Source organism: Rhizobium aureum (assembly GCF_030182495.1).
GTDB classification, from domain to species: domain Bacteria; phylum Pseudomonadota; class Alphaproteobacteria; order Rhizobiales; family Rhizobiaceae; genus Rhizobium; species Rhizobium tropici_C.
The window spans coordinates 58,808-73,463 of the sequence record NZ_JAQJCI010000015.1 but is presented as its reverse complement, the minus strand read 5'-3'; the positions used below and the strand labels follow the sequence as shown (position 1 = coordinate 73,463).

Annotated in this window: 15 protein-coding genes; 9 read left to right on the top strand and 6 right to left on the bottom strand. The window is 57.6% G+C overall.

The window, feature by feature from the left end; all coding sequences use genetic code 11:
- The first annotated feature begins 19 nt into the window (after positions 1 to 19).
- Positions 20 to 502, top strand: a complete 483-nt coding sequence (gene secB, locus PH552_RS25895; RefSeq protein WP_112339883.1) for a protein-export chaperone SecB — start codon at positions 20 to 22, stop codon at positions 500 to 502.
- Between the two features lie 81 nt (positions 503 to 583).
- Here the strand turns inward: secB and dnaQ are convergent, their stop codons facing one another.
- The 5 genes from dnaQ to PH552_RS25870 are packed head-to-tail and all read right to left on the bottom strand — an operon-like array spanning position 584 to position 4,221.
- Complete coding sequence (dnaQ, locus tag PH552_RS25890; RefSeq protein WP_112339882.1) at positions 584 to 1,300, bottom strand: DNA polymerase III subunit epsilon; 717 nt, start codon at positions 1,298 to 1,300, stop codon at positions 584 to 586.
- Between the two features lie 17 nt (positions 1,301 to 1,317).
- On the bottom strand, positions 1,318 to 1,917 hold the full coding sequence (gene coaE / locus PH552_RS25885) for a dephospho-CoA kinase (protein ID WP_169646267.1): 600 nt from the start codon (positions 1,915 to 1,917) through the stop codon (positions 1,318 to 1,320).
- Positions 1,917 to 2,774 (bottom strand): shikimate dehydrogenase, encoded by an 858-nt coding sequence (locus PH552_RS25880; RefSeq protein ID WP_285166354.1) that lies wholly within the window; start codon positions 2,772 to 2,774, stop codon positions 1,917 to 1,919. The genes coaE and PH552_RS25880 overlap by 1 nt, the downstream gene beginning before the upstream one ends.
- Positions 2,767 to 3,366 carry a Maf-like protein gene (locus PH552_RS25875; protein WP_112339879.1) on the bottom strand — a complete coding sequence of 200 codons (600 nt, stop codon included), beginning with the start codon at positions 3,364 to 3,366 and terminating at the stop codon, positions 2,767 to 2,769. Before PH552_RS25875 ends, PH552_RS25880 begins: the two co-directional genes overlap by 8 nt.
- A gap of 33 nt (positions 3,367 to 3,399) precedes the next feature.
- Positions 3,400 to 4,221 (bottom strand): pyruvate, water dikinase regulatory protein, encoded by an 822-nt coding sequence (locus PH552_RS25870; RefSeq protein WP_112339878.1) that lies wholly within the window; start codon positions 4,219 to 4,221, stop codon positions 3,400 to 3,402.
- 401 nt (positions 4,222 to 4,622) lie between these two features.
- Between PH552_RS25870 and hemE the strand changes: the two genes are divergently transcribed.
- The 8 genes from hemE (at position 4,623) to PH552_RS25830 (ending at position 13,513) form a co-directional block, all read left to right on the top strand.
- Positions 4,623 to 5,657, top strand: coding sequence for a uroporphyrinogen decarboxylase (gene hemE / locus PH552_RS25865; protein ID WP_145645559.1), 1,035 nt, complete (start codon positions 4,623 to 4,625; stop codon positions 5,655 to 5,657).
- A complete protein-coding gene (hemJ, locus tag PH552_RS25860) occupies positions 5,657 to 6,202 on the top strand; it encodes a protoporphyrinogen oxidase HemJ (protein ID WP_210260817.1) in 546 nt (181 codons plus the stop codon). The genes hemE and hemJ overlap by 1 nt, the downstream gene beginning before the upstream one ends.
- 197 nt (positions 6,203 to 6,399) lie before the next feature.
- The gene (gene rho, locus PH552_RS25855; protein WP_004127423.1) at positions 6,400 to 7,665 is read left to right on the top strand and encodes a transcription termination factor Rho; all 1,266 of its coding nucleotides are present in this window, start codon (positions 6,400 to 6,402) and stop codon (positions 7,663 to 7,665) included.
- A gap of 152 nt (positions 7,666 to 7,817) precedes the next feature.
- Positions 7,818 to 9,137 carry a tRNA uridine-5-carboxymethylaminomethyl(34) synthesis GTPase MnmE gene (gene mnmE, locus PH552_RS25850; RefSeq protein WP_285166353.1) on the top strand — a complete coding sequence of 440 codons (1,320 nt, stop codon included), beginning with the start codon at positions 7,818 to 7,820 and terminating at the stop codon, positions 9,135 to 9,137.
- Positions 9,138 to 9,254: 117 nt separating this feature from the next.
- Positions 9,255 to 11,135, top strand: coding sequence for a tRNA uridine-5-carboxymethylaminomethyl(34) synthesis enzyme MnmG (mnmG, locus tag PH552_RS25845; RefSeq protein ID WP_285166352.1), 1,881 nt, complete (start codon positions 9,255 to 9,257; stop codon positions 11,133 to 11,135).
- 26 nt (positions 11,136 to 11,161) lie between these two features.
- The gene (gene rsmG, locus PH552_RS25840; protein WP_285166351.1) at positions 11,162 to 11,779 is read left to right on the top strand and encodes a 16S rRNA (guanine(527)-N(7))-methyltransferase RsmG; all 618 of its coding nucleotides are present in this window, start codon (positions 11,162 to 11,164) and stop codon (positions 11,777 to 11,779) included.
- Positions 11,780 to 11,800: 21 nt separating this feature from the next.
- Positions 11,801 to 12,598: a ParA family protein gene (locus PH552_RS25835; RefSeq protein ID WP_112339874.1), complete on the top strand. Its 798-nt coding sequence runs from the start codon at positions 11,801 to 11,803 to the stop codon at positions 12,596 to 12,598.
- A gap of 30 nt (positions 12,599 to 12,628) precedes the next feature.
- Complete coding sequence (locus PH552_RS25830; protein WP_113250807.1) at positions 12,629 to 13,513, top strand: ParB/RepB/Spo0J family partition protein; 885 nt, start codon at positions 12,629 to 12,631, stop codon at positions 13,511 to 13,513.
- Positions 13,514 to 13,614: 101 nt separating this feature from the next.
- Here PH552_RS25830 and holA read toward each other — a convergent pair whose 3' ends face one another.
- Complete coding sequence (gene holA, locus PH552_RS25825) at positions 13,615 to 14,652, bottom strand: DNA polymerase III subunit delta (RefSeq protein WP_113250808.1); 1,038 nt, start codon at positions 14,650 to 14,652, stop codon at positions 13,615 to 13,617.
- Between the last annotated feature and the right edge of the window lie 4 nt (positions 14,653 to 14,656).

The following is a 14,656-nucleotide window of genomic DNA, read 5'->3' as shown; positions in this document are numbered from 1 at the left end:
GACGTGAGAGGACACCCCCATGGCCAACGAGACCAACGGCAACGGTGCAGCCAGCCCGAGCCTTAGCATCCTTGCTCAGTACACCAAGGATCTTTCCTTCGAAAATCCGGGTGCTCCGCGCTCGCTTCAGGCCCGGGAAAATGCTCCCGACATCAATATCAATGTGAACGTCAACGCCAATCCGCTGTCGGACGAGGATTTTGACGTGGTACTGACGCTGAACGCCGAAGCCAAGGATGGCGAGCGTGTTCTCTTCCATACCGAGCTGGTCTATGGCGGCGTCTTCCGCGTCACCGGCTTCCCGCAGGAGCACATGCTGCCGCTGCTCTTCATCGAATGCCCGCGCCTGCTGTTCCCCTTCGCACGCCAGATAATCGCCGATGTCACGCGCAATGGCGGCTTCCCGCCGCTGATGATCGACCCGATCGATTTCGCGCAGATGTTCACGCAGCGCATGGCCGAAGAACAGGCCCGCGCCCAGGTTTCGGCCGTTCCGAACTAAGCCTGAACTTTCCTGTTCTGGAAAAGAAAATGCCCGGATTACAGGTCCGGGCATTTTCTTTTGGTGTTTTGGAAAGTGCTTTTACTCGGAAGCGCTATATTTCGACCAGATTCCCTTCGCGCCGAGTTTGGCGACCAGCGCCGCATGAGCCGCGAGTTCCTCCTCGGTCAGCCGGCCCGGCAGCGGAGCGGGCCGCGCGAAGATGTCGACGACGACTTCTTCCACGAGATCGTTCTGGCGTGAGCGCATCGACGAACCGGTGGCGCTGCCAAGCCCGAGTGCCGTCTGCCGGCCACCGATCATCTCGATATAGACTTCGGCCAGCAGTTCGGAGTCGAGCAGGGCTCCGTGTTTCGTGCGGTGCGAGTTGTCGATGCCGTATCGACGGCAGAGCGCATCGAGCGAATTCGGACCCATCGGATGCTTGCGCCGGGCCATGGCCAGCGTATCGATCACCATGTCAGGCAGGATCGGCGGACGGCCGAGTCTTGCAAATTCCGCGTTGACGAAACCCATATCGAAGGTGGCGTTGTGTGCGATCCACTTGGCATCGCCGAAAAATTCGAGGATCTGATCCACGACGGTTTCGAAGGGTGGCTTGTCCGCCAAGAACTCATCGGTAATGCCATGCACGGCCAGAGCATCGGGGTGTACTTTGCGGTCACCCGGATTGATATAGATGTGCAGCGTCTTTCCGGTCGGGAAATGGTTGAAGAGCTCGATGCCGCCGATTTCGATGATCCGGTCTGCCCTGTTGTCGAGGCCGGTGGTTTCCGTATCGAAAATGATTTCGCGCATGTCGGAGTTCCGCTTTCCTATTTCTCAATCTGCTGTTTGCGCCGCAGATCCGCGATGATCTCTCTTACCTGCTTGCGGGCCTCATCGATACTGCCGCCGGTATCGATGACATAATCGGCGCGCGCCCGCTTTTGCGCATCCGGCGTCTGCCGGGAGAGAATCATGTTGAATTTTTCCTCCGTCATGCCCGGCCGGGCAAGCACTCTCTCTCTCTGAATCTGTGGATCACAGCTGACGACGACGATCTTATCGACCCTCTTGTCCGCGCCGGTTTCGAACAGAAGCGGGATATCCAGCACCAACATGTCGGCGCCGGCCTGCCGCTGGCGTTCCAGGAACTCGCGCTCGCGCTCGCGAACAAGCGGATGGATAATGGCTTCGAGACGCTTGAAACCGGAGGGATCGTCTGCAAGCTTCCGGCTAAGTTCCTGCCGGTCGACCTTGCCGCCACTAGTCGCACCGGGAAATGCAGCCTCGACCAGAGGAACCGCTTCGCCGCTATAGAGATCATGAACGACCGCATCGGAATCGTTCACCGGGATTCCGGCTTCGGCAAAGAGCTTCGCCGAGGTGGATTTTCCCATGCCGATCGATCCCGTCAGCCCGATCCTGATCATCAGTGTTTTTCCATATCCGCGATGATCAACGCCCTCAAACTATCGTCAACCGCCGGACGCTTTCCGAACCATTTTTCGAAACCTGGCACCGCCTGGTGCAACAGCATGCCAAGACCATCGACGATGGCAAAGCCCTGCTCCTCGGCCTGCGCCAGAAGCGGCGTCTTCAAGGGTACATAGACAATGTCGGTGACGGCAGCCCCTTGTGCAAGAGGCGAGAAATCGATCCGAGGTGCTGCTTCGCCGTCCATGCCAAGGGATGTCGTATTGATAAAGAGGCCGGCACCCTGCATGACCTCACCGAGCGCGGCCATCGGATGAGCATGGACCCGTTCGCCAAAGCGATCCGCCAATTCCTGCGCCCGCTCGACCGTGCGGTTGACGACGTGGATTTCCTTGAAGCCGCGGTCGCGCACGGCCTGAATCACGGCCCGGCTGGCACCGCCTGCCCCAAGAATGACGGCGCTATCGGTGCGATCCCAGCCGGGATGGCGCTCGTCGAGGTTCGCCGTGAAACCGCGGCCATCGGTATTCGTCGCATGCAGCAGCCCGTCCTCGAGCCACAAAGTGTTGGACGCGCCAAGTTCTTCCGAAAGCTCATCAGGCCGATCGGCGAGCTTGAACGCCGCTTCCTTGTGAGGGATCGTGACGTTGCCGCCGACGAAGCCGCTGGTGCCAGCTTTCAAAGACGCGACGAAGGCAGAGAAATCCTCTATAGAGACTTCATGGGCACGATAGGTCCCAGCCAAACCAAGCTGCTTCAGCCAATAACCGTGGATCAGCGGCGAGCGCGAATGCTTGACCGGATAACCCGTTACGAAAGCGTTTACGGGCGATGTTTCACGTGAATCATCCATCGATCGTCCCCAACTCACGCAGTTTTTCCAGCAGCGGCAGCATCGGCAATCCAACGATCGTGAAGTAATCGCCGTCGATTTTCGAGAAGAGCTGGATGCCCTCTCCCTCGAGCTGATAGGCGCCGACGCTTGACAATGCCTTCTCTCCGACGCGCCCGAGATGCCGGTGGATGAAGTCAGCCGCGAGGTCCCGCATGGTCAGATCGGCGTGAGACACGTGCTCCCAGATGATATCGCCATTGCGCGCCAGCGCCATGGCGCTGTTCAGGCGATGCGTCTTGCCCGACAGGGTTCGCAGATGATTTTCCGCATCCGCCATTGTTTTCGGCTTGTGAAAGACCTGGACACCAAGCGACATGGTCTGGTCCGAACCGATGATGAGGGAACCGGGGAAGCGATCGCTGACCTCCTTCGCCTTCGCCTTTGCCAGCACGAGCGCGACGGTATCCGGACTGGCGCCATCCCGTTCGAGCGGGGCTTCGATCGCGCGTTCATCGATATCGGCGGCGATGGCCTGGAAATGCAATCCGGCATTTTCCATCAGCATTCGTCGGAACGGGCTGGATGATGCAAGAATAAGGGGCGCGGTCATGAAGGCTGCCTCCGAGATAATAATGTGCAGCGCTTAACGCAGCTTGGGGCGCAGGGCAACAATGGCGGCGGCGGTCTCTTCGATCGAGCGCCGCGTGACATCGATGATCGGCCAATTGTGCCGCGCGCAGAGTGAGCGGGCATATTTCAACTCTTCGGAGATGGCGGCGCGATCCGTGTAGTCGCCACGATCGAAGCCGGGTGTCGTGCCGAGAATACGGTTTTCGCGTACCTGCGAGATCCGGTCGGTCGTTGCCACCAGTCCGACGATCAACGGCTTCGTCGCCCTGCTCAAGCTCTCCGGCAACGGCACGCCGTGGACAATCGGGATATTGGCGGTCTTGATGCCGCGATTGGCCAGGTAGATGCTCGTCGGCGTTTTCGAGGTGCGGCTGATGCCGATGATGACGACATCGGCTTCATCATAATCATCGGGCATCTGGCCATCGTCATGATCCATGGTGAAGTTCAGCGCTTCGATGCGAGCGAAATAATCGGCATTCATCACATGCTGCGCACCGACTCGGCGGCGCGATGCCGTGCCGAGATAGGTCTGGAAGACATTCATGACCGGTTCGAGAACGTTGACCGATGGTACGCCCATTTCCTTGCACCGCTCGGCAATGAAATCGGCGAGTTCACGATCGACGATCGTATAAAGGACGATGCCGGGGCTGTTATCGATCGCCTCCAGAACCGGCAGCAACTGCTTGCGGTTTCTGATCAGCGGATAGACATGCTCGATCGGCTGGCTGGCATGGAATTGCACCGAGGCGGCACGGCCGGCGGAGATGAGAGTCTCACCCGTTGAGTCAGAAATCAGGTGCAGATGAAAGAAGCTTGTTCGGTTTTCCACGCTACTTTCCATCACCTGTTGATATCTCGGGAGAAAAGACAGGTACGAGAAGGGGCCCGTCCTCGGCAAGTGGAAAACGGCCAAGTTTTCCACATTTGGAATTTTCGCGAGACGGCTTCCGCCGCGGCTGTGGGCAATGTGGACAAGATCGGTAGCGCCACTTCCATCCTCGATTTATCCACAGAACGGCGGGAGACAGATCTCTTTGCAAGCTCTTCAAAAGATTGAAGGATCATCTTTTCTTTCCACATATCGACAGCTCGCGTCAGAATCTTTGCAGATTCATGCCGAAGGCGCGACAAATTGGACAGGCGCTGGATGAACTTTAATCCTTGCTAGTCACCGACTCTAAGAAATAGAAACCTTTCAATATATGTTTGGTTTTATATAGGACGACGTCTGTGAGCGATGAACGCCGGAAGATCATGCGAGTGCTGAGCGGTGAAACGCTCACCCCTCCCCCTCTCTGGCTGATGCGGCAGGCGGGCCGTTATCTTCCCGAATATCGAGAGACTCGCGCAAAGGCAGGGAGCTTCCTTGATCTCTGTTATACGCCCGATCACGCCGTCGAGGTAACACTGCAGCCGATAAGACGTTATGGTTTCGATGCCGCCATTCTCTTTTCCGACATCCTGGTCATCCCCGACGCATTGAAGCGGAATGTCCGCTTCACCGAAGGGCATGGGCCGGAGATGGATCCGATCGATGAGACCGGCATCCTTGCATTGAAGCCGGAGGGCATCATGGCGCATCTGGCGCCGGTCATGGAGACGGTACGGCGGCTGCGTCAGGAGTTGCCGGTGGAGACGACGCTCCTCGGCTTCTGTGGCGCACCCTGGACCGTTGCGACCTATATGATCGCCGGCCATGGTACGCCCGATCAGGCCCCTGCCCGGCTGTTTGCCTATCGCTATCCCAAAGCGTTCGAACATCTGCTGATGCTGCTTGCCGATATCTCGGCCGATTATCTCGTAGCGCAGATCGACGCCGGCGCCGATGCCGTGCAGATTTTCGATTCTTGGGCCGGCGTGCTCGGCGAGAAGGAATTCGAGGCTTTTGCGGTCAAGCCGGTTGCGAAAATGATCGCATCGGTGAAGGCACGGCGGCCAAAGGCGCGGGTGATCGCTTTTGCCAAAGGGGCTGGATACCTGCTGAAAACCTATCGGCAGAAGACGGGAGCCGATGCGATCGGTCTCGACTGGTCGGTGCCGTTGGCCTTTGCTCGGGAACTGCAGAAGGACGGGCCGGTGCAGGGCAATCTCGATCCGATGCGCGTGGTTGCCGGCGGCAAGGCTTTGGACGTCGGGATCGACGATATCCTGCAGCAGCTCGGGAATGGCCCGCTGATCTTCAATCTCGGACATGGCATTACCCCGCAGGCGGATCCCGATAATGTTGCCAGGCTTGTTGAGCGTGTGCGGGGATGGAGGAACTGATGACGGTGGAAAAGCAGACGGACGCCGCTCCGGGTCAGAGGGCTGGACGACGCGCCTATGTCATGATCCTCATTTTTGCGGTTCTGGCGATCGGACTTTTCGCCTGGCATCCGGCCGATCTCTATCTCTGGATCAAGGCGCTGCACATCATCGCCGTCATCTCCTGGATGGCCGGCATGTTTTATCTGCCGCGGCTGTTCGTCTATCACACCGACGCCGAACCCGGTTCGCAGCAATCCGAGACGTTCAAGGTCATGGAACAGCGACTGCTGCGCTACATCATCAACCCGGCAATGATTTTGACCTGGATTTTCGGGCTTTATCTTGCCTGGTCCGTCTATGATTTCCAAGGCGGATGGCTGCACGCCAAGATCGGGCTTGTCTTGATTCTCTCGGGCGTTCACGGCCATTTCAGCGCTGCGGTGCGCGCCTTTGCCCGCGATCAGAACAAGCATTCTGCCCGATACTGGCGGGTCATGAACGAGGCGCCGACGCTTCTGATGATCGCGATCGTCATTCTCGTGGTCGTCAAGCCCTTTGCGTGAGGCGGGGCTATATTAGACACGACGTAAAATTTCTTTCATTTTGCGTGCCCCCCTTGCGGTTCAGAAAGTGAGTCGCTATTTTCCCGCCATCTTCTCTTCGTGGCATGTATCCATTCTGTCTCCCGCGAGCGCCCCTATCGCGGTTCTGAATACGAGCAACATTGCCTTCCCCTCCTAAAAAATGAGTAACTCCCTTCATGGCTGAAATGAAGCTTCAGGAACTGAAAAATAAATCCCCGACCGATCTCCTGGCCTTTGCCGAATCGCTCGAAGTGGAAAACGCCAGCACGATGCGCAAGCAGGAATTGATGTTTGCAATCCTGAAGGTGCTGGCAAGCCAAGACGTAGAAATCATCGGCGAGGGCGTCGTCGAAGTTCTGCAAGATGGTTTCGGTTTCTTGCGTTCCGCGAACGCTAACTATCTTCCCGGTCCGGACGATATCTATATTTCCCCCTCCCAGATCCGCCGCTTCTCCTTGAAGACGGGCGACACGGTCGAGGGACCGATCCGCGGACCGAAGGAAGGCGAACGCTACTTCGCGCTGCTGAAGGTCAACACGATCAATTTCGATGATCCGGAAAAGATCCGTCACAAGGTTCACTTCGATAACCTAACGCCGCTTTATCCGAACGAGCGTTTTCGTATGGAACTCGACGTTCCCACGTCGAAGGATCTTTCGCCCCGCGTGATCGATCTCGTAGCACCGCTCGGCAAGGGCCAGCGCGGCCTGATCGTCGCACCACCGCGTACCGGTAAGACCGTTCTCCTTCAAAACATCGCCCATTCCATCACCGCCAATCATCCGGACTGCTACCTGATCGTTCTCTTGATCGACGAACGTCCGGAAGAAGTGACGGATATGCAGCGCTCCGTGCGCGGCGAAGTCATCTCGTCGACTTTCGACGAGCCGGCCGTGCGCCACGTCCAGGTTGCTGAAATGGTCATCGAGAAGGCCAAGCGCCTGGTTGAGCATGGCCGCGACGTCGTCATCCTGCTCGATTCGATTACCCGCCTCGGCCGCGCCTATAACACCGTGGTCCCCTCCTCTGGTAAGGTTCTGACCGGCGGTGTCGACGCCAACGCCCTGCAGCGCCCGAAGCGTTTCTTCGGTGCTGCGCGTAACATCGAAGAAGGCGGCTCGCTGACCATCATTGCGACGGCCCTGATCGATACCGGCAGCCGCATGGACGAAGTTATCTTTGAAGAATTCAAGGGTACCGGTAACTCGGAAATCGTGCTCGACCGCAAGGTGGCCGACAAGCGCATCTTCCCGGCAATGGATATTCTCAAGTCCGGTACGCGTAAGGAAGACCTGCTGGTGCCGCGCCAGGATCTGCAGAAGATCTTCGTCCTGCGCCGCATTCTGGCGCCGATGGGTACAACCGACGCGATTGAGTTCCTGATCGACAAGCTCAAGCAGACGAAGAACAATCCGGATTTCTTCGATTCGATGAATACGTAATCCTTAGCCGGATTCCGTAAGCGTATCGCTTTAGAGATACGGTGCACATGCTATGATCGGGGTCGCCTTCTAGCGGCCCCGATTTCGTTTTATTGAGCAGAATTTCTTAGGCGAAGTATCAACGAAAATCGATTCGGATACGGATCAGTTCAATGACGGCAGACCAAACCATCTATGCACTCTCCAGCGGCGGCTTGCCAGCCGGCGTCGCCGTTATCCGTATCAGCGGTCGTTCCGCTTTTTCCGTCGCTGGGTCCCTTGCCGGAACGCTGCCAGCTCCTCGGCAAGCCGCGCTGAAAACGATTCGGGCTCGTAACGGTTTAACTATCGACCATGGTCTTGTTTTAATTTTTCCGGGGCCAGCCTCTTTTACCGGAGAGGATTGCGTCGAGGTTCATGTTCACGGCGGCAAGGCCGTTGTGAATGCGCTTCTGGCAGAGCTTGCCACTTTTGATGGGTGCCGTCTTGCGGAGCATGGAGAATTCTCGCGCCGTGCCCTTGAGAACGGCAAAATGGATCTTGTCGAGGTGGAGGGCCTGGCGGATCTCATTGGTGCCGAGACGGAAATGCAGCGCCGGCTCGCGTTGGAACACGCTGCTGGCGGATTATCGGAGCTCTATAATGGCTGGGCTGACCGGCTGACCCACGCGCGGGCGCTGATCGAAGCCGAGCTGGATTTCGCAGACGAGGATGACGTTCCCGGCTCCGTATCGGATATGGTATGGGCAGACATGCAGCGTCTGCATTCTGAGTTGTCCGACCATCTCAAGGGCGCCGATCTTGGCGAGATTATCCGCGATGGTCTGAAAGTGGTGATTGCCGGGCCGCCGAATGCCGGCAAGTCCAGCCTCATGAATGCGTTGGCGAAGCGGGAGGTGGCGATCGTCACCGACATCGCCGGAACGACGCGAGACGTTCTGCATATCGATCTGAATATAGAGGGATATGCTGTCAAGCTTTATGATACGGCAGGCTTGCGGGAAACCGATGAGATTGTCGAGCGCGAGGGGATACGTCGCGCCCTTAACACCGTCGCTGATGCCGATCTTGTCCTATCGTTAGCGGAAATCGGCCATGGTCCGCAGCTCGATTTCCCCGGTTTCTCCGGCAAGATCGTCACGCTCGGGACGAAATCAGACTTACACCCTGGTCAGGGCGACGGCGAGTATGATGTGCTTATCTCCTCGGAGACGGGGGCGGGCTTGCCGGCGCTACATCAATTTCTCCGGCAAGATCTGCAGGATCGCTCGGAATCTCTGTCGTTGGCATTGCCGAGCCGCTTGCGGCATCGGATGCTGCTGGGTGAGAGTTTAGCTGCCGTCGCTGCGGCACTCGCCTCCGAGGACAGAGGTCTCGATATCAGGGCGGAGTATTTGCGACGGGCCGCTGCGAGCCTTGGGCGGATCACAGGACGCGTCGATGTCGAAGATCTGTTGGATGTGATTTTCTCGGAGTTCTGCATCGGCAAATGATTCACGTGAAACATGCCGATCGGATATCGAAGTGGATTCGAACCGACGTTTCACGTGAAACCTTCTTGACTCCTGAAATTGGTGTGCCAAACAGGCGGCACGACCGAGGACTTGATGATGTTCGATGAATCATATGATGTGATCGTTGTAGGTGGCGGCCATGCCGGCAGCGAGGCCGCGGCCGCGGCCGCACGCCTGGGCGCGCGCACCGCGTTGGTGACACATAGACGAGACACGATCGGCGTCATGTCCTGTAACCCCGCGATCGGCGGTCTTGGCAAAGGCCATCTCGTGCGGGAAATCGATGCACTCGACGGCCTGATGGGGCGGGTTGCCGATGCGGCCGGTATTCAATTCCGCATGCTCAATCGCAAGAAGGGCCCCGCTGTCCGTGGGCCGCGCACACAGGCCGATCGTAAGCTTTATCGTCTGGCCATGCAGGCCGAAATTGGCGCGATCGACAATCTTGATGTCATAGAAGGGGATGCGTTTGATCTCGTTCTTGAGTACGGGCGCGTTTCTGCAGTCACGTTGAAGGATGGCAGGATCATCCGGTGTGGCGCTGTCGTTTTGACAACAGGAACCTTTCTTCGCGGCCTTATTCATATTGGCGACAAGAAAATTCCAGCTGGGCGCGTTGGCGAAGAGCCTTCAGTAGGCCTTTCAGGCACGTTGTTGCGGCATGGGCTCGCCCTCGGCCGTTTGAAGACGGGAACCCCGGCTCGCCTCGATGGCACGACGATCGACTGGGCCTCAGTCGGAAGACAAGGCGCGGATGAAGATCCCACGCCCTTTTCCTTCATGACTGATTCCATCGTGAATCCACAGATCGAATGCGGCGTGACGCGAACGACTCCGGATACGCATAGGATCATCGCCGAGAATCTCAAACGTTCGGCGATGTATTCAGGGCAGATCGAAGGCGTTGGACCACGCTATTGTCCCTCTATCGAGGACAAGATCGTGAAGTTCGGTGAGCGCGATGGCCATCAGATATTCCTGGAGCCGGAAGGCCTCGATGACACGACCGTCTATCCGAACGGCATATCCACCTCCCTTCCGGAGGATGTCCAGGAGGACTTCATCAAAACCATTCCGGGCCTGGAACGAGTTACAATTCTCCAGCACGCCTATGCCATTGAATATGATCATGTGGATCCGCGCGAACTGAAACTCTCCCTGGAAGTGGAGAAGATTCCCGGTCTCTTTCTGGCCGGACAGATCAACGGCACGACGGGATATGAAGAGGCAGGCGCACAGGGCCTTGTCGCCGGCTTAAATGCGGCGCGTCTTGCCTCCGGTGGCAAAGCGATCGAATTCAGCCGAACGGACTCCTATATTGGCGTGATGATCGACGACTTGACGTCGCGCGGCGTCGCGGAGCCTTATCGCATGTTCACTTCCCGCGCGGAGTATCGTCTTTCGCTGCGAGCCGACAATGCGGATGTGCGCCTGACGCCGGCTGGCCTGTCCATCGGTTGCGTCGGTGCTGATCGTGCATCGCGTTTCGACCGGTATGTGAGGAAGCTTGAACAAGCACGCATTCGTCTGAAAGATTTGAGGATCACTCCGAACGAAGCCGAAAAAGCCGGCATGCACCTGAACAAGGATGGTCAGTGGCGTTCGGCGTATGAACTCCTCTCGCATCCGGGTCAGTCGATCGAAGCGCTGTCGCGCCTTTGGCCGGAGCTGCAATCCATGGAACGGAGCGTCGCCGAAGCGGTCGAGATCGAAGCGGTCTATGCGGTCTATATGGATCGGCAGACTGCGGATATAACGCAGGCTCGGAAAGAAGAAGAGCGCGCCATCCCTTCTGGCTTCGACTTCGCCGTTCTCTCTGGTCTGTCCAACGAGTTGAAGCAGAAACTGGCCACAGCGAATCCGAAGAACATTGCTCAAGCGTCGCGGATCGACGGAATGACGCCAGCGGCCATTTCTCTGTTGCTGGCCCATCTTAGAAAGATGAGCACTCAGGATGCGCAAAAGCTCGTATCTTGATACTACAAGGTTAGAGAGTCCAAAGCATGGAATTGAACGGTGTACGTGTTTCACGTGAAACACAGGAGCGACTGCAGCATTTCGCTGAGCTCTTCCAGAAGTGGGCGAAGACGATAAACCTTGTTGCGCCCTCGACCATTGATGATTTCTGGCGCCGTCATATTGCCGATAGCGCTCAAATTTTTCAGCTTCATCCCGCGCCGAGCCATTGGGTCGATCTCGGGAGCGGCGGTGGCTTTCCTGGGGTGATAACGGCGATTCTCCTGGCCGAAACGGGCTTCGGCCATGTCGATTTAATCGAAAGCAACCAGAAGAAGGCCGCCTTCCTGCGGGTTTGCCTGCGGGAATGCGAAGCCCGGGGCGCAGTTCACGCGGTTCGCATCGAGGAGGCGCCGGGCATTGTCAGACATTGCGACTTGATCTCGGCGCGGGCTCTTGCGGAGCTGGACTTGCTGCTGGACTACGCAGCTCCTTGGGTGGAGCGCAATGAAAATCTGCGCCTTTTCCTGCATAAAGGCCGGGATTACGAGCGTGAGCTTGAGAAAGCCCGTGGCCGTTGGGAATTCGATCTGGTAAAACATCGAAGTGTCGTCGAGCGAGATTCCGTTATTTTGGAGCTTAATCGCCTGCGACGCCTGAATTAACCATCATTGGATATGCGGCAGATGATCGGCGAGCGAAACCGGATTATTACCATCGCAAATCAAAAGGGCGGCGTCGGCAAGACCACGACCGCCATCAACTTGGCGACTGCGCTGGCCGCGATCGGCGAGCGCGTTCTGATCGTTGATCTCGATCCGCAGGGCAATGCCAGCACGGGTCTCGGTATCGAGCGGCGGGATCGGAAGCTCTCTTCCTACGATCTCCTAGTTGGCACTCATTCGGTCATGGATACCGTTCAGGAAACCGCTGTTCCTAATCTTTTCATTGTGCCATCGACAATGGATTTGCTTGGTATCGAGATGGAGATCGCGCAGCAGTCGGATCGCGTCTTTAAGCTACGTCGGGCGTTGAATGCCTCGGAGGCCCTCGCCTTCTCCTATATTCTCGTCGATTGCCCGCCTTCTTTCAATTTGCTGACGATGAATGCCATGGCGGCGGCTCATTCGGTGCTCGTGCCGCTGCAGTGCGAATTTTTCGCACTGGAAGGCCTCAGCCAGCTCCTGGAAACCGTCGATCAGGTGCGCCGTACAGTCAATCCGTCTCTGGATATTCAGGGGATCGTTTTGACGATGTTCGATTCCCGCAACAATCTGGCGCAGCAGGTGGTCAGCGATGTCCGCACTCACCTGGGAGAAAAAGTCTACCATACGTTGATCCCGCGCAACGTACGCGTGTCCGAGGCACCTTCTTACGGTAAGCCAGCCATTCTCTACGACCTGAAGTGTGCGGGCAGCCAAGCCTATCTGCAACTGGCCTCGGAAGTGATCCAGAGAGAACGGCAGCGCAAGGCTGCCGCATGAATTAGTATTGTTCCAGAGTGAGTATTGGTGATGAATGATGATCTTTCGAAGCGGCGTCTCGGGCGCGGACTGGCGGCTCTCATCGGTGAGATGGACCAGCCGACGCCGGTGGATGCGGGCAAGCCGGCTGTCAATCCGGATCGCCTTGTACCGATCGAATTCATCAGCCGTAATCCGAGAAACCCGCGTCGCTATTTCGATGAGACCGAGCTGCATGATCTGGCCAGCTCTATCCGCCAACACGGCATCGTCCAGCCGGTTGTCGTACGCACGGTTTCGGCGGACCGCTATGAAATCATAGCCGGCGAAAGGCGATGGCGGGCCGCGCAGCTCGCCGGCCTGATCGAAATTCCGGTCATTGTCCGGGATGTCGACGACAAGACCGCCCTTGAAATTGCGATCGTTGAAAACGTCCAGCGCGCCGATCTCAACCCGCTGGAAGAGGCATTGGGTTATGAGCAACTGATTGCCGAGCACGGCTATACGCAAAACGACCTTGGCGAAATCATCGGTAAAAGCCGCAGCCATGTCGCCAATTCACTACGGCTGCTGAAGCTGCCCGATACGGTGCGCGATATGCTTGCCAGCGGCAGTCTTTCTGCCGGCCATGCGCGTGCCCTGGTGTCGACCTCCGATCCGGCCTCGCTGGCCCGCACCATTGTCTCCAAAGGCATGTCGGTGCGTGATGCTGAGCGGTTGGCGCAGAATGACATCAAGGCGCAGAACGATCCCCGTCCCGCAGGTGCCCGCAAGGACGAAAAGGATTCTGACACGCTGGCGCTGGAGCGCACGCTCTCCGACACGCTCGGTCTGGACGTTTCGATCAACCATCGCGGCAATGGCGGCCAGGTGAAGATCAGCTATAAGACGCTGGAGCAGCTCGAGGAGATTTGCCGGCTGCTGGAGCGGCGCTAAAGGCAAACGGTAGCCCTGGCGATTACAGTCAGCATACCGAGGCAAAACCGGGTCCATCAGGAATGGGCCCTATAACTTTTCCTGTCATTTCTGGTGAAGCATCAACCTTTTCGAGCCGATTGCAAGGTAGTCGACAATAGGGTCTGAGTGGCAATAGTATCTTCCAGGCTAGCCCGCTGGCGTGTCTGGAGAATCGCTGTCTGCAATCTATTCATTTCCCGGGCAATGGCCGGCGCGGTCCAGCTTCTCAGCGCCTGTTCGATGATGGGCTTGCGGCGGAAATGCAGATGACGGCCATGTGTCTGCATGACCTGGGCGGGAGCGATCCGCTTTTCATCCATCTCTGCTCGCATCGTATCAAGCATCTGAAATTGCCTCAAACAGCCCTGAAGCACGAGGAACATCGGAGTTTTGGATGAAGCAATTCTCTGCATCGCGCGCAGGAAAGCCTCCGAATCACCCTTCAGGATGGCGTCGACCGCGTCATCTGCGGAAACCGCGCTGGCGTCGCCGATAATTTCGATGACGTGCTGCTCCTCGATCATCTCCTGACCGCGGCAATAAAGGGCTAGCTTGCGAACTTCATTGCGTGAGGCGATGCGATCGCCGCCAAGAAGCTCCAGCAGTGTCTGGCGAGCCGCCTGCGTGATGCGCAGCCCTTCGTTTGCCAGCTCAGTATCGATCAGGCTGTTGAGAGCCCTAATGTCATCAGCATAGCAAGGGATCGTGGCGATGCTGCGAGCCGGCTCCGCGACCTTGCGTAGCCCCGATCCTTTCTTGAGATCACCGGCTTCGATAATGACGAAGCTCGCATCTGGAGGATTGTCAGCAAGGATCTGCAGCGATTCGATGAGCGCCTTTTCGTTGGCGGCACCGCGAATCCAGACGAGCTTCTCGCCGCCGAACAAACCGATGGCGTTTACTTCATCGAGCAGGCGGCCGGCATCATTCTGCAGATCCGCGACGTCGAGCTTGATGAGAGAGAAGGCGTCGTTCAGGTCTACGCCGGTCTTGCCGGCGATTTGGGCGGCACGTTCGGATACCAAGCCACGATCCGGCCCATAAATAGCAAAGATGCGGTAGTTTCGCGCGGCATTTTGGAGAAATCCGTCGAATTCGTGAGACTTGATTTCCGCCATGCCG